General features: G+C 73.1%; 19 protein-coding genes. 13 read left to right on the top strand and 6 right to left on the bottom strand.

Annotated features, from left to right (window positions below; genetic code table 11):
* Nucleotides 1-35 precede the first annotated feature (35 nt).
* Genes ACN268_RS09245 through ACN268_RS09225 form a run of 5 tightly spaced genes read right to left on the bottom strand, consistent with a single transcriptional unit; the run spans nucleotide 36 to nucleotide 4,556 of the window.
* Nucleotides 36-737 (bottom strand): ABC transporter ATP-binding protein, encoded by a 702-nt coding sequence (locus ACN268_RS09245; RefSeq protein WP_421482724.1) that lies wholly within the window; start codon nucleotides 735-737, stop codon nucleotides 36-38.
* Nucleotides 718-1,476: an ABC transporter ATP-binding protein gene (locus ACN268_RS09240; RefSeq protein ID WP_421482723.1), complete on the bottom strand. Its 759-nt coding sequence runs from the start codon at nucleotides 1,474-1,476 to the stop codon at nucleotides 718-720. Before ACN268_RS09240 ends, ACN268_RS09245 begins: the two co-directional genes overlap by 20 nt.
* Entirely contained in the window at nucleotides 1,473-2,447 is a 975-nt protein-coding gene (locus ACN268_RS09235) for a branched-chain amino acid ABC transporter permease (protein ID WP_421482722.1), read from the bottom strand. The genes ACN268_RS09240 and ACN268_RS09235 overlap by 4 nt, the downstream gene beginning before the upstream one ends.
* Nucleotides 2,444-3,331 carry a branched-chain amino acid ABC transporter permease gene (locus ACN268_RS09230; protein WP_088647215.1) on the bottom strand — a complete coding sequence of 296 codons (888 nt, stop codon included), beginning with the start codon at nucleotides 3,329-3,331 and terminating at the stop codon, nucleotides 2,444-2,446. The genes ACN268_RS09235 and ACN268_RS09230 overlap by 4 nt, the downstream gene beginning before the upstream one ends.
* Before the next feature lie 25 nt (nucleotides 3,332-3,356).
* Nucleotides 3,357-4,556: an ABC transporter substrate-binding protein gene (locus ACN268_RS09225; protein ID WP_421482720.1), complete on the bottom strand. Its 1,200-nt coding sequence runs from the start codon at nucleotides 4,554-4,556 to the stop codon at nucleotides 3,357-3,359.
* A gap of 336 nt (nucleotides 4,557-4,892) precedes the next feature.
* Here ACN268_RS09225 and ACN268_RS09220 point away from each other — a divergent pair, with 336 nt between their 5' ends.
* Both ACN268_RS09220 and ACN268_RS09215 read left to right on the top strand, forming a co-directional pair.
* On the top strand, nucleotides 4,893-5,252 hold the full coding sequence (locus ACN268_RS09220; protein ID WP_204923256.1) for an MmcQ/YjbR family DNA-binding protein: 360 nt from the start codon (nucleotides 4,893-4,895) through the stop codon (nucleotides 5,250-5,252).
* A gap of 4 nt (nucleotides 5,253-5,256) precedes the next feature.
* Nucleotides 5,257-5,691, top strand: coding sequence for a hypothetical protein (locus ACN268_RS09215; protein ID WP_421482719.1), 435 nt, complete (start codon nucleotides 5,257-5,259; stop codon nucleotides 5,689-5,691).
* Between the two features lie 61 nt (nucleotides 5,692-5,752).
* Here the strand turns inward: ACN268_RS09215 and ACN268_RS09210 are convergent, their stop codons facing one another.
* The gene (locus ACN268_RS09210; protein ID WP_421482718.1) at nucleotides 5,753-7,039 is read right to left on the bottom strand and encodes a cation:proton antiporter; all 1,287 of its coding nucleotides are present in this window, start codon (nucleotides 7,037-7,039) and stop codon (nucleotides 5,753-5,755) included.
* Between the two features lie 381 nt (nucleotides 7,040-7,420).
* On the opposite strand from ACN268_RS09210, the gene ACN268_RS09205 reads away from it, so the two are divergent.
* The 11 genes from ACN268_RS09205 to ACN268_RS09155 all read left to right on the top strand — a co-directional run bounded on the left by ACN268_RS09205 (nucleotide 7,421) and on the right by ACN268_RS09155 (nucleotide 22,077).
* Nucleotides 7,421-8,272, top strand: coding sequence for an FMN-dependent NADH-azoreductase (locus tag ACN268_RS09205; protein WP_421482717.1), 852 nt, complete (start codon nucleotides 7,421-7,423; stop codon nucleotides 8,270-8,272).
* A gap of 51 nt (nucleotides 8,273-8,323) precedes the next feature.
* Nucleotides 8,324-9,169, top strand: a complete 846-nt coding sequence (locus ACN268_RS09200) for an SDR family NAD(P)-dependent oxidoreductase (protein WP_421482716.1) — start codon at nucleotides 8,324-8,326, stop codon at nucleotides 9,167-9,169.
* A 45-nt stretch (nucleotides 9,170-9,214) separates the two neighbouring features.
* Complete coding sequence (locus ACN268_RS09195; protein WP_421482715.1) at nucleotides 9,215-10,297, top strand: hypothetical protein; 1,083 nt, start codon at nucleotides 9,215-9,217, stop codon at nucleotides 10,295-10,297.
* Nucleotides 10,298-11,671, top strand: a complete 1,374-nt coding sequence (locus ACN268_RS09190; protein ID WP_421482714.1) for an aldehyde dehydrogenase family protein — start codon at nucleotides 10,298-10,300, stop codon at nucleotides 11,669-11,671. It abuts the gene before it with no gap.
* Entirely contained in the window at nucleotides 11,658-12,500 is an 843-nt protein-coding gene (locus tag ACN268_RS09185) for a hypothetical protein (RefSeq protein ID WP_421482713.1), read from the top strand. The genes ACN268_RS09190 and ACN268_RS09185 overlap by 14 nt, the downstream gene beginning before the upstream one ends.
* A 107-nt stretch (nucleotides 12,501-12,607) precedes the next feature.
* Nucleotides 12,608-14,146, top strand: a complete 1,539-nt coding sequence (locus ACN268_RS09180; protein WP_421482712.1) for a PLP-dependent aminotransferase family protein — start codon at nucleotides 12,608-12,610, stop codon at nucleotides 14,144-14,146.
* 181 nt (nucleotides 14,147-14,327) lie between these two features.
* Nucleotides 14,328-15,542 (top strand): 3-deoxy-7-phosphoheptulonate synthase, encoded by a 1,215-nt coding sequence (locus ACN268_RS09175; protein WP_421482710.1) that lies wholly within the window; start codon nucleotides 14,328-14,330, stop codon nucleotides 15,540-15,542.
* A 50-nt stretch (nucleotides 15,543-15,592) separates the two neighbouring features.
* Entirely contained in the window at nucleotides 15,593-17,674 is a 2,082-nt protein-coding gene (gene pabB, locus ACN268_RS09170) for an aminodeoxychorismate synthase component I (RefSeq protein ID WP_421482709.1), read from the top strand.
* On the top strand, nucleotides 17,661-19,595 hold the full coding sequence (locus ACN268_RS09165; protein WP_421482708.1) for an FAD/NAD(P)-binding protein: 1,935 nt from the start codon (nucleotides 17,661-17,663) through the stop codon (nucleotides 19,593-19,595). Before pabB ends, ACN268_RS09165 begins: the two co-directional genes overlap by 14 nt.
* Nucleotides 19,592-21,022, top strand: coding sequence for a 3-carboxy-cis,cis-muconate cycloisomerase (gene pcaB, locus ACN268_RS09160; protein ID WP_421482706.1), 1,431 nt, complete (start codon nucleotides 19,592-19,594; stop codon nucleotides 21,020-21,022). The genes ACN268_RS09165 and pcaB overlap by 4 nt, the downstream gene beginning before the upstream one ends.
* A complete protein-coding gene (locus tag ACN268_RS09155) occupies nucleotides 21,019-22,077 on the top strand; it encodes a nitronate monooxygenase (RefSeq protein ID WP_421482705.1) in 1,059 nt (352 codons plus the stop codon). Before pcaB ends, ACN268_RS09155 begins: the two co-directional genes overlap by 4 nt.
* Nucleotides 22,078-22,099: the final 22 nt, after the last annotated feature.

Raw genomic sequence — 22,099 nt, 5'->3', positions numbered from 1 at the left:
CGTCGACGACGGTGGGGCCGCACCCGGTCGCATCCTCACGCCGCGACGCCCAGCAACCGCTGCATCGTCGGCAGGTCCCCGCGCAGCTCGGGGGTGGGGCACCGGTGGACGATCCGGCCCCGGACCATCACCGCCGCCTCCTCGGTCACCCCGAGGGCCAGGTGCAGGTCGTGCTCCACGAGCAGCAGCGTCAGCCCCTCCCGCACCACCGCCCGCAGCGCCTCGGCCACCTCGTCGACGACGATCGGCGCCAGCCCCTCGGACGGCTCGTCCATCAGGACCAGCCGCGGGTCGGTGGCCAGGGCCCGGCCGATGACGAGCATCTGCTGCTCCCCACCGGACAGTTGGCCGGCGAGATGCCGACGCCGCTGCGCCAGGCGGGGGAACAACTCGTAGACCCGCCCGGTCGGCCAGGTCCGGCCGCCGTGCCGGGTGGCCAGGGCCAGATGCTCGTGCACCGTCAGCGTCGGCCACACCCGCCGCCCCTGCGGCACCAGCGCCACCCCGGCGCGGGCGAGCCGGTCGGCCCGCCAGCCGGTGACGTCCCGCCCGTCCAGCAGCACCCGTCCGCCGGTGGGCCGCAGCAGCCCGGCGAGGGTGGACACGAGGGTGGTCTTGCCGACCCCGTTGCGGCCCAGCAGGGCCAGCGCCTGCCCGGCGGACAGGTCGAGATCCAGCCCGTGCAGCACCTGCCCCTGCCCGTAGCCGGCGGACAGCTCACGCACCACCAGATCCACCGTGCACCTCCTCCATCCGCCCGCCGAGGTACGCCTGCTGCACCTCGGGACTGCGCCGTACCTGCTCGGGCGTGCCGCTGCACAGCACGGTGCCGAGGTGCAGGACGCTGACCCGGGTGGCGACGTCGAAGACGACGTCCAGGTCGTGCTCGACGAACACGATCGTCACGGTGGGCGGCACGCCGCGCAGCAGCTCCACCAGCCCACCCCGTTCCTCGCCGGACATGCCGGCCGCCGGCTCGTCCAGCAGCAGCAGTTGCGGCCTCGCCGCGAGCGCCACCGCGATCTCCAGCCGCCGGCACTGGCTGTACGACAGCGCCGCCACCGGTACGTCGGCCCGGTCGTCGAGGCCGACCGAGGCGAGCGCGGCGGCCACCTCGGCGCGGCGGTGCCGGTCGGTGTGCCGGGCCAGCACCCGGCCACCGGTCAGCGCCAGGCTCACGTTCTGCGCGGCGGTGAGCGACCCCAGCAGGGTCGAGTGCTGGAAGCTGCGCCCGATGCCCGCGCGGGCCCGGCGGTGGACCGGCTCCCGGGTGACGTCGCGGCCCCGGTAGTGGACGGTGCCCTCGGACGGGCGTTCCTGGCCGGCGATCAGCTTGAGCAGGGTGCTCTTGCCGGCGCCGTTGGGCCCGATGAGCGCGTGCCGCTCCCCGGCGGCCACCGTCAGCCGCACCCCCCGCAGGACGCTCAGCGCGCCGTACCGGTGGTGGACGTCGTGGCAGCGGAGTACGTCGATCATGACGCGGCCCTCCTCAGCCGGATGTGGGCGATCCCCGTGGGCAGCAGGTAGACGACGAGCACGAACAGCAGCCCCAGGGCCAGTGGGCCGTGCCCGTCGAGGGTCGCGCCCAGCGAGTCCCGCACGACGATGACCAGGGCCGCGCCGAGGCAGGGCCCCCACCAGGAGCCGGTGCCCCCGATCACCACGGCCAGCAGGGCGAGCGCCGAGGTCTCGAAGCCGGCGTCGGCCGGGGTGACCAGCCGCTGCTGGGCGGCGAGGAGCCCGCCGGCCAGCCCGGCGACGGCACCGGCGAAGACGAACGCCCCGAGCTTCACCAGCGTGGTCCGGTAGCCCAGCGCCCGCATCCGGTCCTCGCTGTCGCGGATGCCCCGCAGCACCACCCCGGTGGCGGAGGTGGACGCCAGGCGCAGGGCGAGCAGCCCGACGAGGAAGAAGGCCAGCACGTACCAGTAGGTCGTCGCGGGCTGGTCGAGGACCAGCCCGGACAGCGTCGGCGCGGGTACGCCGTACAGGCCGTTCGAGCCGCCGGTGACCGATTCCCAGCTGTCGGCCGCCTGCTGGGTCAGCTCCCCGACCGCCAGGGTCAGCATGAGGAAGAAGACCCCGCTCGCCCGGACGGCGACCGCCCCGGCGACCAGCGCGACCAGGGCGGCGGCGGCCATCCCGAGCAGGAGCGCCGGCACGCCCGACGTGCCGTGCAGGGCGCTGAAGGCCGCCGCGTACGCGCCGACGCCGAAGAACGCGGCGTGCCCGAGCGACGGCAGCCCGACGACGCCGACCAGCAGGTTGAGGCTCGCCGCGAGCAACCCGAAGACGAGGATGCGGGTCAACGTCGTCGTCGCGTACGGGGCGAGGTAGAGCGGGGCGGCGGCCAGCAGCAGGATGCCGGCGGCCACGCCTGTCGCGGTGCGGACGGCGGGACGCAGCCGGGGGCGGGTGGCCGGGTGGGTCGTGGCCAGGGATGTCATCGTCGTCCTCCCGGGGCGAGGGTGAACAGGCCGCGCGGCCGGACGACGAGCACCGCCGCGAGCGTGCCGAAGAGCAGGAAGGAGGCCAGGCCGGGCAGCACCGCCCGGCCGACGGACTCGACCTGGCCGAACAGCAGCGCGGCGATCAGCGGCCCCCTGATGGAGCCGAGCCCGCCGACCACCACGACCACCAGGGCGAGCACCAGGATGGTGGTGTCCAGCCCGGGACGGGCGTGGTAGATGGGTGCGCCGAGCAGCCCGGCGAGGGTGGCCAGCACCGAACCCAGCACGAACACCCCACCGCGGACCAGGCGGGGGTCCACCCCGACGGCGGCGACCATGTCCCGGTCGCCGACGGTGGCGCGGAACAGCGCGCCGAGCGAGGTGCGCTCCACGGTCCAGTACACGGCGGCGGCGAGCAGGGCGGCGACCCCGACCAGGGCGAGCCGGTAGCTGGGGTAGCTCCAGCCGGCGACGGTCACGGTGCCGGCCAGGCCGGCCGGTGGTTCGGTGGCGCGGACGTCGTCGCCGAACAGCGCGGACAGCACGTCGGCGGCCACCAGGGCGATGCCGAGGGTGAGCAGCGCCTGTTCGAGGTGGGAGCGGCGGGACAGCGGCGCGGTCAGCAGGGACAGCAGGCCACCGGCGGCGGCCCCGAACACGACGACGGCGACGACCGCCCGGCCCAGCGACGGCCAGGTCTGCTGCTCACCGCCGATCCACCAGGCCAGGTAGGCGCCGGTGAGGAACAGCGCCCCGTGGGCGAGATTCAGCACGTCCATCATGCCGAAGATCAGGGACAGGCCGGCGGCGGTGATGAACAGCAGCAGCCCGATGGCCAGCCCGTTCACCATCGCGGTCAGCGCGATCTGCGCGGTGGGCATCGTGATGCTCCGTCCGCTGGCCCGGTCAGGCCTGCGGGTCGAGCGGACCGAGGTCCTCGACCACGCCGTTGACCGGTGCGCCGGCCCGGGTCTGCACCCGGCGCAGGTAGAAGTTCTGCCGGGGCGACTGCTCCACGAACGACCACGGGCCGCGCGGGCTGTCGGTGATGACGCCGACCGAGCCGAGCGCCCCGGCGAGGCTGTCGCCGTCGACGGCCTTCGCCTGCGCGATGGCGCGGGAGAGCACCTCGGCGGCGTCCCACGCCTGCACGGCGTAGGCGGTGGGGGCGGCGTCGTAGGCGGCGCGGAACGCCTTGCCGAACGCGGTGTTGGCGGGGTTGTCCAGTTCGGAGGTGTAGTGCAGCGTGGACAGCACCCCGTCGGCCGCCGCGCCCTGCGCGGTGAGCACCCCGCCCTCGACGAGGAACCCGGAGGCGTACAGCGGGATGGTGCGGGAGAGCCCGAACTGGGCGTACTGCTTGACGAAGGCCACCGACTCGGCCCCGCCGAAGAAGCAGAAGGTGCCCTGGGCGCCGGAGGACTGGATGCGGCTGAGGAACGGCTGGTAGTCCTGGGTCTTGCCGAACGGCGGCTGGCTCTGCCCGACGATGGTGCCCCCACCGGCCCGGTACGCGTCGCTGAACCCCTTGATCGCCTCGGCGCCGGCGACGTAGTCGGGGGCGATGGCGTAGACCCGGCGTACGCCGCTCGCGGCCAGGTGGCGTCCCATCGCGGCGGCGACCTGGGCGTTGGTGAACGAGGTGCGCCAGATGTAGGGGCTGCGGTTGGCGGCGGTGATGGCCCCGGCGCCCGCGTTGGCGATGACCAGCAGCCGGCGGGCGCTGGTGACGAGGTCCCGGACGCCGAGCGCGGTGGCCGAGCTGACGATGCCGACCAGCACGTCGACCCGGTCGTTCTGGAGCAGCTTCTGCACCGCCGGCACGCCGGTCTGCGGGCCCTCGCCCTCGTCGGCGACGACGGTGGTGACCCGGCGGCCGCCCAGCCGGCCGTCGTGCTGGCGCAGCCAGAGGTCCCAGCCCCGTTGGATGTCCACGCCCAGCGGGGTGTAGACCCCGGCCTGGGGGATGACGAGGCCGACCTTGACGGTGTTGCTGTCGCCGCCGCTGGCGGCGGTGGCGCCGAGGCTGCTGCCGCAGCCGGTGAGGCCGGCGACGCCGAGGCCGGCGGTGAGACCGAGGAATGTCCTGCGGTTGATTCCGGTCATGGCTTGACTCCCGAACGTATCGAGCAGGATGGGTGGCCTGAAGGTATGGCCGGCCGTCGGGGGCGGCCAGTGCCACATCGCCGCCCGGTCCGGAACCACTCGCCCCGCCGGCCGGGCCCGTTCCCCGACGGCGGCGATTGGCCCCGTCGGGCGGCGTCAAGTGGCCGTTTCCCGTACCGCCGGGCCGTGGCACGCTGCTGGACGCCGTCCGGTCCTGTCCGACCCTTCCCGGGTGCCGGCCGGCGCGTCCGCCCGGACGGCACCCGGCGTCGACCGTCTAATGGGCGGTGCGCCCCGCCGCGGGCGTCGTGCCCGCTGACCCGGAGGGAACCGACAATGCTGACACCCGAGCAGGTACGGGAGTTCGCCCTCGCCATGCCGGAGGCGGTGGAACAGGAGACGTGGGGTCACCCCACGTTCCGGGTGCGCGACCGCATCTTCGCCAGCACCTCCGCCGACGGCGTGGTGGCGATCATCCGGGCCTCCAAGGAGGAGCAGGCCGAGCTGATGGCGGCCGACCCGGACACCTACGACCCGGCGGACTACTTCGGCCGGTACGGCTGGGTCCGCGCCCAGCTCGCCTCGGCCGACCCGGACGAGATCCGGGAGCTGGTGGTGGAGGGTTGGCGGCGGGCGGCGCCGAAGCGCCTGGTGGCGCAGTACGACGGCACGCCCGCGCGGACCCCGGGGCGGTGACCGGGTGGCCGCGATCATCCTGGGCTGGAACCCGCAGCGGTGGAACGGGTGGACGCCGAGCTACGAGGCGTTGACGCCGGGGGTGTCCCCGCAGCGCACCCTGGCCGGGTCGTGGACGGTGGGTCGGCGGGTGAACATCCCGGTCGGCGCGGACGCCTGGCTGTTGCTGCAGGGCCGCCAGCGGGGGCTGGTCGGGCACGCCGTGGTGACCCGCGCCCCCTATCCCGGCCCGCACGACCGGGACCCGTCGGCGACGACGAACTACGTGGACGTGGCGTGGGACGGGCTGCTGCCGGTGGCGGAGCGGATCGTGCCGGAGGTGTTGAAGACGGAGGCGTCCGGGGTCGCCTGGGACTACGTGTTCAGCTCGGGCACCGGGGTGCCGGCCGCCGCCGAGGCGCAGGTCCACCAGCTCTGGCAGCGGTACGCCCTGGACTGATCCGTGGGGCCGGCCCCGGGGGTACGCGGTGCGCGTACCCCCGGGGCCGGCCCCACTGTCGTCACCGGCCGACCGGCACGGGTTCGGCGGTCAGCGCGGGCGTCTCGTCGCTCGACGCGGCGCGGGTGGCCAGCAGCGGTCCGGCCATCGCGGTGGTCACCAGGGCCATGATGACCATCATGGTGAACATCTGTCCGTCGAGGACGCCGAGGGAGACGCCGATGTTGAGCACGATCAGCTCGGTCAGTCCCCGGGTGTTCATGAGCACGCCCAGCCGGCGTGCCTGCGGCCAGGACAGGCCGAAGGCGCGGGCGGGCAGGGTCGCGCCGGCCATCTTGCCGACGCAGGCGACCAGGACGATGGCGGTGAGTTCGAGCAGGTTGGTCGGGCTCAGCGCGGCGATGTCGACGCTCAGCCCGGTGACGATGAAGAAGACCGGCAGCAGGACCAGGCCGATGTTCTCGAAGGGCACCCGGACGTGCTTGATCAGCGCCTCGGCGGGCTGGCGGGGCATGACGAACCCGAACGCGAACGCCCCGAAGATGGCGTGGATGCCGATCCAGGTGGTCGCGTAGGAGGACAGGAAGACGCCGGCGGCGGTGATGGCCGCGAGCTGGTAGGTGTTGGGGCCCACCCGGCGGATCAGGGCGGCCAGGCCGGGGCGGACGGCGAGGGCCATCACCGCGATGTACCCGGCGGACATGAGGACCACCTGGGCGAGGTCGGTGGCGTCGCGGGCGGTGGCGACCGCGGCGACCACCGCCAGGATGCACCAGGCCAGCACGTCGTCGATGGCGGCGCTGGCCAGTGCCAGCACGCCGACCCGGGTGTGGCTGAGTCGCCGGTCGCGCAGGATGCGGGCCAGGACGGGGAACGCGGTGATGGCCATGGCGGCGCCGAGGAAGAGCGCGAACGCCAGGAACGGCACGGGTTTGCCGGCGATCGTGGCGTGCCGGGGGTAGATGAGGTTGGCCAGGCCGACGCCGAGGGCGAAGGCGAGGGCGATGGAGCACACCGACACCGACAGGGTGAGGCTCTTGTGCCGGGAGACCACGCGCCTGTCGAACTCCCACCCGATGAGGAACATGAACAGCAGGAGGCCGACCTGCGAGATGGCCGACAGGTACGGCCGGGCGGCGGCGGGGAAGAGCAGGGCGGTCAGGTCGCCCGGGAGCAGGCCGAGCAGGCTGGGTCCCAGCGCGATGCCGGCGACGATCTCGCCGATCACCACGGGCTGCCCGAGCCGTCTGGCGATTCCGCCGAACAGGTGGGCTACCAGCAGGACGAGGGCGATGTCGGCCATCACGATTGCCACGGTGAGTTCGGCCGGGGTGGCTACGGACTTCATGAGATCTCCGGATCTGAGCGGGAGAGGGCTGGTCCGCCGGCCGGCGCCGTTAATGCGGGGCCTGCGCGGGCCACCGACCGTAGCAGCGGATTCTGCCGCCCGACATGTCCATGTCCGACGGATCGGGGGTGCCATTTGCCAGCCCGGTCGCGGTGTGCGGGGGGTTGGTGGGAAACGCGACCGGTGGGTGTTTCACCGCCGTTTACGGCCGGCTCTCCGCGCCGTCACCGGGTTGAATGCGGAAATCCGACTCGTAACTGGCGGGTCAGGTTGCCGACACCGGCCGGTTAACGCGAAATGATGCATTCCAGCGACCAATGCCGATGATGGACGTCTATAGCCGGGATTCTCCGAGGCCATTTGGTCACCTGCCGTGACGACATGCTCACGACACGACGTCAACGCTGGGCAGTGGACTGCCCAGTGGCACTGTCTGCGGCCAGGAAATGGCTCTGGTTGCCCCGCAAGTGGTGGGTTAGCCTTCCTGACGTTCCGTCCCTCCGGCGACACAGAGAGTGCAACCATGACACCTTCGTCAGCTTTCGGCGGTCATTGCGGCCGGTCCGGGGCGGCCCTGTCCGGTGCGCAGCGGGGGCGGGTCGAGAGGTGACCAGACTGCTGCATGTCAAAGCCACTCCGACGGGCCCGCGAAGCCGATCGGCCGCCGTCGCCGAGGCGTTTGTCGACGCATTCCTCGAGTGCCACCCGCAGGCGACCCTCGATGTGCTGGACCTTTCCGCGACCACCCTGCCCCCGGTGGGGGCGGTGGCGGTGGCGGCCAAGAAAAACGCCATCTCGGGTGCCACCGGCTCCGCCGATGAGGCGATGTCGTGGCAACAGACCCAGGAACTCGTACGCCGGTTCACCGACGCTGACCACTATCTGTTTTCCGTGCCGATGTGGAACTTCGGAATCCCCTACCTGCTCAAGCACTTCATTGATATCGTCACCCAGCCGGGGCTGACGTTCCGCCTCGATCCCCGACACGGTTACCAGGGCCTGCTCACCGGCCGCCGGGCCTGTGTCGTCTACACCAGCGGCGTCTACACCCCCGGGTGCCCGCCGGAGTTCGGCGTCGACTTCCAGTCGGCGTACCTCAACTACTGGCTGCGCACCATCGGCGTCGACCCGGTGATCGAGGTCGCGCTGCGGCCCACCGACTTCACCCGTTCCCTGGCCGCGGACCTCGAACGCGCCCGCGAGGACGCGCGCAAGGCCGCCCACACCATCTGACCACACCGCCGGCCGGCGACCCGTCGGCCCGTGCCACAGGAGGGAAGAAGCATGTCCGTCTGGTTCGTCACCGGCGCCTCACGGGGCTTCGGCCTGGAGATCGTCCGGCAGTTGCTGGAGCGCGGCGAACAGGTCGTCGCCACGGCGCGCAACACCAGCAGCCTGGCCGAACTGTCCTACCCCGACCGGCTGCTCGTGGTCCCGCTCGACGTCACCGACCAGTCCCAGGCCGACCGGGCGGTGCTCGCCGCGGTGGAGAGCTTCGGCGGCATCGACGTGCTGGTCAACAACGCCGGCCGGGGCCTGCTCGGGGCCGTCGAGGAGGCCACCGACGCCGAGACCCGGGCGGTGTTCGACACCAACGTGTTCGGCCTGCTGAACGTCACCCGCAGCGTGCTGCCCGTGCTGCGGCGCCAGCGCCGGGGCCGGATCATCAACATCAGCTCGGTCCTCGGCTTCAGCGCCAAGATGGGCTGGGGCGTCTACGCGGCGACGAAGTTCGCGGTGGAGGGGCTCAGCGAGGCGCTGCGGGTGGAGCTTGAGCCGGTCGGCGTCCAGGTGTGCCTGGTGGAGCCCGGCCTGTTCCGGACCGACTTCCTCGATCCTTCCTCGCTGCACTTCGCCGGCCGCGAGTTCCCGGAGTACGCCGAGACCTCCGGGCGGGTCCGCGCCTGGTCGGTCGGGCAGAACCACGCGCAGGCCGGCGACCCCGCGCGGGCGGCGGCGGCCATCATCGACCTCGGCCGCAACCCGCAACCGCCGTTCCGGCTCCCGCTCGGCGTGGACTCCGTGCAGCGCGTCGGCGAGAAGCTGACCGAGGTGGCGCAGGAGCTCGCGGCCACCCGCGAGATCGGGCTGTCGATGTCCTACCCGGAGCCCGCGGTCGCCGCCCACTGAGGCGGTCCGGCCCATCATCCACCAGACGATCGGCGAGGAGCGAGGATGAACACGTTGACCACGACGGCGGTGGCGTCGAGTCCCGTCGAGACCTTCGACGAGCGGCTCCGGCGGCTGCTGCGATGGCACTTCGACCCCCAGACCGGCTCGCCGTTCTGGCTGCGCCAGCGCGGGCTGCTCGACTTCGATCCGCTTCGCGACATCGACACCGCCGCCGACCTGGTGCGGTTCCCGGATCTCACCGACCAGCTGCGGCACGTCCCGGTCGGCGACCTGATCCCGCGCGGCCTGACCGGCACCGGTTTCCGGGTGTACGAGTCGGGCGGGACCAGTGGCGCGCCCAAGCGCATCGTCGACCGGGACTACCGGCGTCGGCTGCTCTCCTGGGCGATGCAGCGGCTGCGGGCGCACCACATCGCCGACCCCGCGCACTGGCTGCACCTCGGCCCGAGCGGGCCGCACGTCTTCGCCTACGACTGCGCCCGCTACGCCTCCCTGGGCAACGGCCTGTTCCACACCGTCGACTTCGACCCGCGCTGGGTCAAGAAGCTGGTGGCGGCAGGGGAGGCCGACACGGTCAAGCGGTACGTGCGGCACCTGCTGGACCAGGCGGCCGAGGTGCTGCGCTCGCAACCGGTCAAGGTGCTCAGCACGACGCCCCCGCTGATCGAGGCGATCTGCGCCGACCCGGAGCTGCACGCGGCCGTCGAGCGGAGCGTCGAGACGATCATCTGGGCCGGCACCTCGTTCAGCCCGGAGAGCCTGCGTCAGGTGGAGGAGGTGTTCTTCCCGGACACCACGATCGTGGGCATCTACGGCAACACCCTGATGGGTGTCGCCCCGCAGCGGCCCCGGCTTCCCGACGACCGGCACCTGTGCGTGTTCGAGCCGTACGCCGAGGCGGTCTGGATCGACGTGGTCGACGACGCCGGTGCGGTGGTCGACTACGGTCAGCGTGGCCGGGTCCGGCTGAGTCTGGTCAGCGACGAGATGTTCCTGCCCAACGTCATCGAGCGGGACACCGCCGTACGGGTGGAGCCCGTCGGCGACGCCACGGTCGACGGGCTGGCCGAGGTCGGCACCGTGGCCGAGGTGGGCGACGTCCGGGTGATCGAGGGGGTGTACTGAGTGGCCGGCATCGTGGTCGAGCCGATCGTCTGCGGCCGGCCGGTGGCGAGCCTCGACCGGGCCCCGCTGGCCGACGTCCGGGGCGACCTGCTGGGCGAGGTGGGGATGGCGCCACGGCTGATGGCCGTCGGTGCGGTGACCCGGGCCCGGCGGTCCGCCGACGGCACGCCGGTCGGGCACGACCTGCTGCTGCGGGCCGCCGACCTGTTCGCCACCGCCGACCTCGACGGGGAGACCCCGCAGGAGTACGAGCGGCGGGTCGCGCTCGCCGCCGGCCTGCCCCGGGTGACCGTCCGCAACGCCGTGGCCGACATCGTGCGCAGCCTCACCCACCTGCCGGCCACCACCCGGGCCGAGCTGCCCGGCACCCGGCTCGGCGACGGCTACGACACGGCCTGGGTGCCGGCCGGTCGGCTCTTCACGGCCGTGATGGCCAGCAACCACCCGGCCCCCAACGACTCGTGGCTGCACGCGCTGGCGCTGGGCTACAGCGTGCTGGTGCGCCCCGGCACCCGGGAGCCGTTCACCGCCCGCCGGCTGACCCTCGCCCTGCTCGCCGCCGGCCTGGCGGAGCACCGGATCTCCTTCCTGCCGTGCGAGCGCGCGGTGGGGGAGTACCTCCTGGAGGCCGCCGACCGGGGCATCGTGTACGGCGGCAGCGACGCCGTACGGCGGTGGGCCGACAGCGCGACGGTCACCACCCGGGGGCCGGGACGCAGCCGGGTCCTGCTCGACGGACCGCTGACCGACGACGTCCTCGACCACCTCACCGTCAGCGCGGCGCACGACGGCGGGACCCGGTGCAACAACATCTCCCTCGTGTTGACCACCGGTGACCCCCGGCAGGTCGCCGCAGCGCTCGCCGCCCGCTTCGACGCGCTGGCCAGCCCCGAGGTGTCGGCCCCCGACGCCACCCTGCCCGTGGTCGACGCCGCCCGCGCCGAGGGTCTGCGTCGGCAGCTCGCCGGGCTGACCGGGGGTGGGGCGGTGGTGCACACGGCGGCCGGCGCGGACCCGCTGGTGCGACTGCCCGACGGGTCGCACCGGCCGCTGCCCACCGTGCTGTCCACGGACGACCTGCGGCATCCGGCCGTGGGGACGGAGCTGCCGTTCCCGTTCGTCGTGGTGGCGCCCTGGCGGCGGGCGGACGGCACCGCCGCCCTCGGCGACGCGCTGGTGCTCAACCTGCTGACCGACGACGCCGACCTGCGGGCCGCGGTGGTGGCCGATCCGAGCGTCCGTAAGGTCACCTGCGGGCTGACCCTGCCCTGGGACAGCGCGCCCGGAATTCCCCACGAGGGCAACCTGTCGCTGTTCCTGCTGAAGGCCAAGGGCGTCGTGACGACCGGAACGAGGGATCATGCGTTGGCTTGAGGAGTTGCTCTCCGACAGGTGGTGGGCCACCGGTCAGGCGGTGCGGTTCCAGCTGCCCAACCAGAGCGAGTCGTCGATCACCTATGGCGACCTGCTGCGTCAGGCGGCGACGTTGGCCGGCCGGATCGGCGAGCCCGGTGACGGCGCGCAGACCCGGCTGGCCATCCTGACCATGGGCAGCGCGGAGGGGCTGGTCGCCCTGATCGCCGGCCTGATCGTCGGCGCGGTGGTGATCTCGACGCCCATCCAGACGCCGAGCCCCTGGTCGGCCGACCTGCTGGGGGACCCGGACGTGGTGCTGACCGACGCGACGGGCGCGGCGGTGTTGCAGTGTCACGAACGGCTGACCGGGGAGCGTCCGCGCTACCGGGTGCTCGACGTCGACCTGACCGAGCCGGCCAAGGCCAGCGTCCGGCCGGACATCTGCGCCGACCAGGACGACGTCTGCAAGATCGCCTATCTGGACCCGGGGCGCTCGCCGCTGGTGGTGGGGTTGACCGGGTTCGCTCTCGACTCCGCCGTCCGCCAGCCGGAACGCCGGCCGGTGTTCGCGGCGGGTGGGCTCGGCAGCCTCACCGGCCAACTGGCCACCTACCGGACGCTGGCCGCGGGGGGCGTGGTCGACCTGACCACCTCCCGCCCGGCGGGACGGTCCATTCTGGACTCCGCGATGCCGGTGACCCTGCCGCGCCGGCCGGATGACCGGGCGGCCGACTCCAGCACCACCTTTCCGTACATCGTGGACAACGCGGCCCAGTTGGACAAACTTGTGTCAGGAATCGTCCTACCGGCCGGGTCCGTCACGCTTCCGTCGGTAGCTAAGTTGTAGGCATGGTCATTTCCGTTTCTTGAGCCGCCTCGGTCGGGAGATGGATCGTCAGCGCGGCCGGGCCCACAGGTAATCCCGGCCGCGCCCGATCGGGCAAGGACAAATGCATGCCACGTGAGTCTCCCGCGCTGCCGGGAAGCGGTTTCCTCATCGACCGTCATTCAACGGCGCCGCTCTACCAACAGTTGTACGAACAGTTACGGTGGAGCATCGAGGCGGGTCAACTCACCCCGGGCACCCGACTGCCGGCCACCCGCACCCTGGCCAAGGAGTTGGGGGTTTCCCGCAACACCGTGCTGGTGGCCTACGACCGGCTGCTCGCCGAGGGCTACCTCGACGGCCGGGTGGGGTCCGGCACCCGGGTGGCCACCCGGCAGAGCGTGCGGGAGATGGAGTCCCAACTGCCCCGCCCGGCGACCAAGGCCCCCCTGCGGATCACCCGGGCCGCCCGCCGGATGGCCGAGGCGTCGGCCTACTTCACCCCGGCGCACGACCAGCTGCGCTACCCGGACCGGCCGTTCACCCTCGGCATGCCAGCCCTGGACCTCTTCCCGTCGAAGGTCTGGGGCCAGATCATGTTCAGCAAGTCGCACCAGCTCACCAGCGCCCTCTACACGCACCGCGACCCGGCCGGCTACTGGCCGCTGCGCAAGGGCATCGCGGCCATGCTGGGGCTGATGCGGGGCGTCCGGTGCACCCCGGAACAGGTGATCATCCAGCCGAGCGCCCAGATCGCCGTGCACGTGATGGCCCTGACCCTGCTGGAACCGGGGGAGAAGGTGCTCGTCGAGGACCCGGGCCTGCAGGCCATCCGGGGCGCCCTGCACTCCGCCGGCGCGGACACCTGCCCCGTCCCGGTCGACGCCGAGGGCATGTGCGTAGCGGTGGGCAAGGCCCGTCACCCGGACGCGCGGATGGCGGTGGTGACGCCCAACAACCAGTTCCCCCTGTCGGTGCGGATGTCCGCCGCCCGTCGGGCCGAGGTGCTCGCCTGGGCCCGCGACAACGACGCCTGGATCATCGAGGACGACTACGACGGCGAGTTCTGGGCGGAGAATCCCGGCCCGCCGCTGCACCAGGGCGACGAGGACGGGCGCGTCATCTATGTCGGGACCTTCAGCAAGGTGCTCTTCCCCGGGTTGTGCCTGGCCTATCTGGTGGTCCCCCCGGATCTGGTCGACATCGTCACCGAGGTGCAGCGGGCGACGGTCAACTCACTCAACATCCTCACCCAGGCGGCGCTCGCGGAGTTCATCGAGGCGAATCACCTCGCCCGGCACGTACGCCGAATGCGCGACGTCTACCGGGAACGCGGCGACATTCTCGTCGGCGCGTTGCGTGGCCGGCTGGGCGGGTTCGTCACGATCGACACCGCCCCACGGGGCACCCATCTGGTCGCCAGCCTGCCCGACACCGCCGACGAACAACGCCTGGCCCGGCTCGGTCGGGAGGCACGGTTGCGGGTCTATCCACTCTCGTCGTTCGGCGACGAACTCGAGGGGATCGGACGGGGCCTGGTCCTCGGTTACGCGGCCACCCCACCGGAGAAGATCCTCTCCGGCGTGACCCGCCTGACGACGGTTGTGGAGCAGTTCACCGGTCGTTCGCATTCGAACGGCCGGGCTGCATTGAGGAAGAGCGTATAAGTCGTTCCCGCCGGGCCAAAGGTCCATGTAGCCAAATAGTCAGGTGCCAATCCCAGTGGTACTAGCGAGATGGCGTACATGGCCCTGTGCCGATCGTCTCTTGCGCCTATACGGTCCGTACCGGATCGCGGCGCCTTCTTCGGTGACCGGGCCGCCCCGAAGAATACAGGGGGAGAGACTTATGCCATCGCCACAGCTTCTCGTACGGCGCCCCGAGGCGCCCACCACCGACAGCTGGAGCCCCGCCGGTTGGCGGACGCTGCCCATCGCGCAGCAGCCGACCTGGCCGGACCGGGACGAGCTCGACGCTGTCGCCGACTACCTGTCCGGCCTGCCCGCGCTGACCGAGGTCGCGGAGATCAGGCGGCTGAGGGAGGACATCGCCCGCGCCAGCGCGGGTGAGGCGTTCGTGCTTCAGGCCGGCGACTGCGCCGAGCCGCTCGGCATGGCCGCCACCACCTCGGCACGGGCCAAACACCGGGCCATCACGGCCCTCGGCGAGCGCCTGGCCCGCGAGCTGCGCCGCCCGACCATCGGCGTGGGGCGGCTCGCCGGCCAGTTCGCCAAGCCCCGCTCGGAGCCCTTCGAAGCGGTCGACGGCCACCTGCTGCCGGTGTTCCGCGGGCTGATGGTCAACGAGCCGGAAGCCACCGCCGCCGCCCGCCAGGCCGACCCGTACCGGCTGCTGTCCTGCTACTACACCGCCCGACAGGTGGTGGCGGAGCTGTCGGCGGCCGGTGGTGGCGTACGGACCAGCCACGAGGTGCTGATCCTCGAGTACGAGCAGGCACTGACCCGCCTCGACGAGGCCAGCGGCGAGTGGTTCCTACGCTCGACGCACCTGCCCTGGGTGGGTGAGCGCACCCGCGCGGTGGACGGCGCCCACCTGAACTTCCTGGCGGGACTGGGCAACCCGGTCGCGGTCAAGGTCGGCCCCGGCGCCACGGTCGACGAGGTGCTGCGGATCTGCGCCCTGCTCGACCCGCACCGCCGGCCCGGCCGGCTCACCCTGATCAGCCGGATGGGCCACCGCAAGATCGCCGACCACCTGCCGTCGCTGGTCCGGGCGGTGGCCGACGCCGGGCACCCGGTCGCCTGGATGTGCGACGCCATGCACGGCAACACCGTCCGCGGTGCCGGTGGGGTGAAGACCCGCCACCTGGACACCATCGTGGACGAGTTGACCACCTTCGTCGAGGTGCTGCGCAGCCAGGGCCGGGAGCCGGCGGGTCTGCACCTGGAGATCGCCGCGGACGACGTCACCGAGTGCGTCGGCGCGGGCGTGGTCGACGAGAGCCAGCTCGGTCGCGCCTACCGGTCGCTGTGCGACCCGCGGCTGAACCACGAGCAGGCCGACGCGGTCGTCGACGCGCTCGTCACCGCTATGCACCGCTGAACACCACCACAGTCCCCACACACCTCGTGACCCGAGCGGAGGAGGCATCAGTGCGTACCCTGCTGGTCGACAACTACGACTCCTACACCTACAACCTGTTCCAGCTCATCGCCGTGGTCAACGGCGTCGAGCCCACCGTCGTCCGCCACGACGACCCGGCCGTGGCCACCCTGGATCTGCGCCGGTTCGACAACGTGGTCATCTCGCCCGGACCCGGCCGACCCGACCGGGAGAAGGACTTCGGCTTCTCCGCACAGGTCATCGCGGAGTCCCCGGTGCCGGTGCTCGGCGTCTGCCTGGGCCACCAGGGCATCGCCTCGGGGCACGGCGCGGCCGTGCACTCCGCCCCCGTGCCCCGCCACGGGCACCTGGCGTCGATCACGCACGACGGTGACGGCCTGTTCGCCGGCATCCCGCAGCACTTCACCGCCGTGCGGTACCACTCGCTGTGCGTGTCGGACCTGCCCCCGGAACTGGTCGCCACCGCCTGGGCCGAGGACGGGGTGATCATGGGGCTGCGGCACGTCGACCGGCCGATGTGGGGGCTCCAGTTCCACCCCGAGTCGATCTGCACCGAGTACGGGCAGACCCTGCTCGGCAACTTCCGCGACCTGACCCGGGCCCACCAGGCCCGGGAGAGCATCCAGGTGGCCGCCCCGCCGCCCATCGCCGCGCCGACGCACCAACTGCACGTGCGCACCCTCGGCTGGGAGACCGACGCCGAGCAGGCGTTCACCAGGCTGTTCCGGGACTCGACCCACGCCTTCTGGCTGGACAGCGCCCGGGTCGAGGAGGGACTGTCCCGCTTCTCCTACCTCGGCGACGCCTCCGGGCCGCTGTCCGAGGTGGTCCGCTACGACGTCGGCACCGGCGCGGTCGAGGTCGCCACGGCGGCCGGCGCCCCGACCCGGGTGCCCGGCACCATCCTGTCCTACCTCCAGCAGCGGCTGGCCGGCATCCACCTCGACTCGTCGGCCCTGCCCACCGACCTGACCTGCGGCTACGTGGGCTACTTCGGCTACGAGCTGAAGGGCGACCTGGGCGCTGCCGGGCCACACCGCGCCGACACCCCGGACGCGTACTGGATCTTCGCCGACCGGTTCGTCGCGGTCGACCACCGGGACCGGCAGACCTACCTGGTGGCGCTCTCCGACGGCAGCGAGGGCAGCGACGACGCGGCGCGGGACTGGGTCGAGGCCGTCGCCGAGCAGCTCACCGCCATCCCCGAGGCGGGACCGGTCACCCCGCTCACCCCGCCGCCGGTCGACACCAGCTCGCTGGTCGCGTCGCTGGAGCGGGACCGGGAGCAGTACCTGGCCGACATCGCCGCCTGCAAGCAGGAACTGTTCGCCGGGGAGAGCTACGAGATCTGCCTGACCAACGGGCTGCGCCTGCCGCGCCCCCGCGACGGGTTCGCCTTCTACCGGGCCATGCGCCGGTACAACCCGGCGCCCTACTCGGCCTACCTGCGGCTGGGCGACATCGAGGTGGCCTGCTCCTCCCCGGAGCGCTTCCTGCGGCTGACCGCCGACCGGGTGGTCGAGACCAAGCCGATCAAGGGCACCGCGCCCCGGCACCCCGACCCGACGGTCGACGCGGCACTGCGCGACGAGCTGACCACCAGCGACAAGACCCGCGCCGAGAACCTGATGATCGTCGACCTGCTCCGCAACGACCTCGGCCGGGTGTGCGAGGTCGGCAGCGTCACCGTGCCCAAGCTGATGCAGACCGAGTCGTACGCGAGCGTGCACCAGCTCGTCTCGACCATCCGGGGCCGGCTGCGGGCCGAGGCCACCGCCGTCGACTGCGTCGAGGCGTGCTTCCCCGGCGGCTCGATGACCGGAGCGCCCAAGTTGCGGACGCTGGAGATCATCGACGGGCTGGAGACCACCGCCCGGGGCATCTACTCCGGTTCGCTGGGCTTCCTGAGCTGCAACGGCACCGCCGACCTCAACATCGTCATCCGTACCGCGGTGCTGTCCGGCGACGGCATGCGGGTCGGCGCGGGCGGGGCCATCATCCTCGACTCCGATCCGGAGGGGGAGTTCGACGAGATGCTGCTGAAGGCCGCCGCCCCGCTGCGCGCGCTGCTCAGCGGCGGCTACCGGGAGGACGTCGATGTCTACCAGTGATCCGCTGTCGGTGTGCATCGTCGGCATGGGGCCGCGTGGGCTCTGCGTGCTGGAGCGCCTGGTCAGCAACGCCGCCGCCGACCCCGACCGGCCGGTACGCGTCGACGTCGTCGACCCGTACCCGCCGGGGGCGGGCCGGGTGTGGCGGGCCGACCAGTCCGACCGGCTGCTGATGAACACCGTGGCCTCCCAGGTGACCGTGTTCCCCGACTCGACCGTGGAGCTGGCCGGCCTGCTCCGCGAGGGCCCCAGCCTCTACGAGTGGGCCCGGTTCCAGGTGCTGATGGGCGACCTCGGCCAGTTCCCGGCCGACGTCGCCGAGGAACTGCGCGCGGTGGGACCCGACACCTACTCCACCCGCCGGCTGTTCGGCCACTACCTGGCCTGGGTCTACCGGCGGGTGGTCGGTACCGCGCCGGACAACGTCACCGTCCGCGCCCACGCCACGGTCGCCGTCGCGCTGTGGGACGAGTCCGACGGCAAGCAGTGCGTGCAGTTGCAGACCGGCGACCGGCTCCCCGGCCTGGACGCGGTGGTGCTGGCCCAGGGCCACTACCCGGTCACCCCGACCCCGCAGGAGCAGACGCTCGCCGAGTTCGCCGTCGAGCGGGGGTTGACGTACATCCTGCCGGCCAACCCGGCCGACGTGGACCTGTCGATGGTGCGGCCCGGCGAGCCCACCCTGCTGCGCGGGCTCGGGCTCTGCTTCTTCGACTACCTGGCGCTGCTCACCGAGGGACGCGCCGGCCGCTACGTCCGCGCCGACGACGGCCGGCTGACCTACCTGCCGTCCGGGTTGGAACCGCAACTGCTGGCCGGCTCCCGCCGCGGCATCCCGTACCGGGCGCGGGGCCGCAACGAGAAGGGCGCACACGGGCGGCACGAGCCGCGGGTGCTCACCGTCGCACTGGTCGAGCGGCTGCGCGCGGCCCGGGACACCACCGCGATGGACTTCATGACCGACCTGTGGCCGCTGATCGCCAAGGAGGTGGAGACCGCCTTCTACGTGGCGGTGCTGCGCCGGGCCGGCTGCCGCGGCAAGGCCCGCCGGTTCGAGGCCGAGTACCTCCAGGTGCTCCGGGGCGACGCGCGGGAGGAGGAGATCCGCCGGCACTTCGGGATCACCGAGCGGTGGGACTGGGACGCGGTGCTGGACCCGGCCCGCGACGAGACCTTCACCGGGTCGGCGGCGTTGCAGGAGTGGATGCTGCGCTACCTCGACGAGGACGCCCGCACGGCGGAGGAGGGCAACGTCAGTGGCCCGCTCAAGGCGGCCATGGACGTCCTGCGTGACCTGCGCAACGAGGTCCGCCTCGCCGTCGACCACGGCGGTCTGCGGGGCGCCTCGCACCGCGAGCACCTGGACCGCTGGTACACCCCGATGAACGCCTTCCTCAGCATCGGCCCCCCGGCCCACCGGGTCGAGCAGCTGGCCGCGCTCATCCGCGCCGGTGTGCTGCGCATCGTCGGGGCCGAGATGCGGGTGACGCCGTGTCCCGAGCAGGCCGGGTTCCTCGTCGAGTCGCCCCGCACGCCGGAGAGCCCGGACGTGGTGACCGCCATGATCGAGGCGCGGCTGCCGGAGGTGGACCTGCGGCGTACCGCCGATCCGTTGCTCGGTTGGATGCTCGCGCACCGGTCCTGCGCGCCGCACGTGGTGCCCGACCGGGAGGCCGGGCCGCACGTCACCGGCGGGCTGGCGGTGACCGGCCGGCCGTTCCACCCGGTGTCGGCGGCCGGCGAGCGACACACCCGTCGCTTCGTGTTCGGGGTGCCCACGGAGGGTGCACACTGGGCCACCGCGGCGGGCGCGCGGCCGGGCGTCAACTCGGTGATGCTCGGCGACGCGGACGCGATCAGCCTGTCGGTGCTCGCCCTCACCGCGCAGGCGGCCACCACGACGGGAGCGGTGACGACATGACCGAAGGCTTCGACCACGGGCTGCTGAGCCCCAGCAGCGCCGACCGGGGCATCGAGAACGCCGTCCGGGACCGGGCGGTCCTGCAGGCGATGCTCGACGCGGAGGCCGCCCTGGTGCGGGCCCAGGCCCGGCTGGGGGTGGTGCCCGGGGAACACGCGGACACCATCACCGCCGTCGCCGACGCCCGCCGGATCGACCTCGACGCGGTGGCGCGCCGAGCGACCGAGACGGCGAACCCGGTGGTCGCGGTGGTCGCCGCGCTCACCGAGCTGGTCACGGCACTGGACCCGGCCGCCGCGGAGTACGTGCACCGCGGCTCCACCAGCCAGGACATCCTGGACACCGCGCTGATCCTGGTGGCGGAGCGGGCGTTGCGGGTGATCGACGCGGACCTGGCCGCGACCGCCGACGCGCTGGCCACCCTCGCCGACCGGCACCGGGGCACGCCACTTGCCGGTCGGACCCTGACCCAGCACGCCGTGCCGACCACGTTCGGCCTGAAGGCGGCGACCTGGCTCTCCGGCGTCCTCGACGCCCGGCAGGCGATCCACGCCCTGCTCGCCGACGGGCTGCCGGTGCAGCTCGGCGGGGCCGCCGGCACCCTCGGGGCGTACCTGGAGTTCGCCCGGCTGGCCGGGGACACCGACGACGGCTACGCCGAGAAACTGATCCACGCCTTCGCCGAGGAACTGTCCCTGGCCGAGCCGCACGCGCCCTGGCACACCGTGCGGACGCCCCTGCACGCCGTCGCGGGCGTGCTGGGCCTCATCACCGGCGTGCTCGGGGCGATGGCGGCGGACGTGCAGGTCATGGCGCGTACCGAGATCGGGGAGCTGGCCGAGCCGACCGGCCCGGGACGCGGGGTGTCCTCGGCGATGCCGCACAAACGCAACCCGGTGCTGGCGACCCGGATCCGGGCGGCGGCCACCCAGCTGCCGATGCTCGCCGCGACCGTCGCGCACTGCCTCGTCGCCGAGGACGAACGCCCCGGCGGGGCCTGGCACGCCGAGTGGCAGCCGTTCCGGGAGGCGTTGCGGCTGGCCGGTGGGGCCGCCGACGCGGCGGCCGAGCTGGCCGCGGGGCTGACGGTGTTCCCCGACCGGATGCGCGCCAACCTCGACCTCGCCGGGGAGTTCATGGCCTCGGAACGGTTGGCCGTGCGGCTCGCCCCACTGCTCGGCAAGGCGGTGGCGAAGGAACTGCTGACCACCCTGACCGGCCGGGCGGTGCAGACCGGGCAGCCGCTGCGCGACCTGGTGGCGGCCGACCCCCGGGTCACCGCCGTCCTCGATCCGGCCGAGGTCGCCACCCTGCTCGACCCGGCCGGCTACGTCGGTGCCGCCGACCTGCTGGTGGACCGGGTCCTGCACCGCCACCGGACGGTCGGCGCGCGGTCGGCCCTCACGACCGAGGGCCGGCGGCCGTGAGCGGGCCGGGCCCCCTGGCGCGTCCGGTCCTCGGTGCGCCGATGGCGGGGGGAGTCAGCACACCCGCCCTCGTCGCGGCCGTCGGCGACGCCGGGGGGCTCGGTTTCCTGGCCGCCGGCTATCTGCGCCCGGCGGACCTGGCGGCCGACATCGACCAGGTCCGCCGCAGCACCACCGCACCGTTCGGGGTCAACGTCTTCGTGCCGGAGTCCCGGCCGGTGGACCGGGCCGCCGTCGCCCGGTTCCGGCAGGCGTTGCTGCCCGAGGCGACCCACCGGGGGGTGACCCTGCCCGAACCGCCCGAGCGGGACACCGACCACTTCGCCGACAAGATCGAGGTGGTGCTGGCCGCGCGGGTGCCGGTGGTCAGCTTCACCTTCGGCTGCCCGTCCCGGGCGGTCGTCGACCGGCTGCACGCCGCCGGGTCACAGGTCGTCGTCACGGTCACCGACGTCGCGGAGGCGCGGGTGGCCGTCGCGGCCGGGGCCGACGCGCTCTGCGTGCAGAGCGCCGACGCCGGCGGGCACCGGGCGAGCTTCACCCCCGAACGCCGTCCCGACCCGCAGCCGGGCACGGCCGAACTGGTCGGCACGGTCCGGCGGGCCGTCGCGGTGCCGCTGATCGCCGCCGGGGGGATCACCGACCCGGCTCAGGTCGACGCGGTGGTCGCGGCCGGCGCGTCGGCGGTGCAGGTCGGCACCGCGCTGCTGCTGACCCCGCAGGCCGGCACCCATCCGGCGCACCGGGCCGCGCTGACCGAGCCCGGCCGGCCCGGCACCGTCGTCACCCGGGCCTTCTCGGGCCGGCCGGCGCGGGGGCTGCGCAACCGGTTCGTCGACTCCTTCGACGCGCTGGCCCCCGCCGCCTACCCGCAGGTCCACCACCTGACCAAACCGTTGCGCGTGGCGGCGGCGGCACGCGGCGACGCCGAGCACATGGCGCTCTGGGCCGGCACGGGCTACCGGTCCGCCCGGCCGGAGCCCGCCGGTCGGGTGGTCACCCGCCTCGCCGCCGCCGTGGCCGCCGCGACCCCACCGCACCCCGCACCCCGTTGACCAGCCGTACCCCCGAGGAGGA

It is taken from the genome of Micromonospora sp. WMMD735 (assembly GCF_049178995.1).
GTDB classification, from domain to species: Bacteria; Actinomycetota; Actinomycetes; order Mycobacteriales; family Micromonosporaceae; genus Micromonospora; species Micromonospora wenchangensis.
The sequence above is the reverse complement of the archived record's forward strand: the minus strand, read 5'-3'. Positions and strand labels throughout refer to the sequence as shown.

Coding starts and splice junctions, on each gene's coding strand:
- ACN268_RS09240 (WP_421482723.1), bottom strand. CDS start 1,476: ATGATCGACGTACTCCGCTGCCACGACGTCCACCACCGGTACGGCGCG.
- ACN268_RS09200 (WP_421482716.1), top strand. CDS start 8,324: ATGTCCGTCTGGTTCGTCACCGGCGCCTCACGGGGCTTCGGCCTGGAG.
- ACN268_RS09230 (WP_088647215.1), bottom strand. CDS start 3,331: ATGCCCACCGCGCAGATCGCGCTGACCGCGATGGTGAACGGGCTGGCC.
- ACN268_RS09195 (WP_421482715.1), top strand. CDS start 9,215: ATGAACACGTTGACCACGACGGCGGTGGCGTCGAGTCCCGTCGAGACC.
- ACN268_RS09225 (WP_421482720.1), bottom strand. CDS start 4,556: ATGACCGGAATCAACCGCAGGACATTCCTCGGTCTCACCGCCGGCCTC.
- ACN268_RS09185 (WP_421482713.1), top strand. CDS start 11,658: ATGCGTTGGCTTGAGGAGTTGCTCTCCGACAGGTGGTGGGCCACCGGT.
- pcaB (WP_421482706.1), top strand. CDS start 19,592: ATGACCGAAGGCTTCGACCACGGGCTGCTGAGCCCCAGCAGCGCCGAC.
- ACN268_RS09175 (WP_421482710.1), top strand. CDS start 14,328: ATGCCATCGCCACAGCTTCTCGTACGGCGCCCCGAGGCGCCCACCACC.
- ACN268_RS09205 (WP_421482717.1), top strand. CDS start 7,421: ATGCTCACGACACGACGTCAACGCTGGGCAGTGGACTGCCCAGTGGCA.
- ACN268_RS09210 (WP_421482718.1), bottom strand. CDS start 7,039: ATGAAGTCCGTAGCCACCCCGGCCGAACTCACCGTGGCAATCGTGATG.
- ACN268_RS09180 (WP_421482712.1), top strand. CDS start 12,608: ATGCCACGTGAGTCTCCCGCGCTGCCGGGAAGCGGTTTCCTCATCGAC.
- ACN268_RS09165 (WP_421482708.1), top strand. CDS start 17,661: ATGTCTACCAGTGATCCGCTGTCGGTGTGCATCGTCGGCATGGGGCCG.
- ACN268_RS09235 (WP_421482722.1), bottom strand. CDS start 2,447: ATGACATCCCTGGCCACGACCCACCCGGCCACCCGCCCCCGGCTGCGT.
- ACN268_RS09220 (WP_204923256.1), top strand. CDS start 4,893: ATGCTGACACCCGAGCAGGTACGGGAGTTCGCCCTCGCCATGCCGGAG.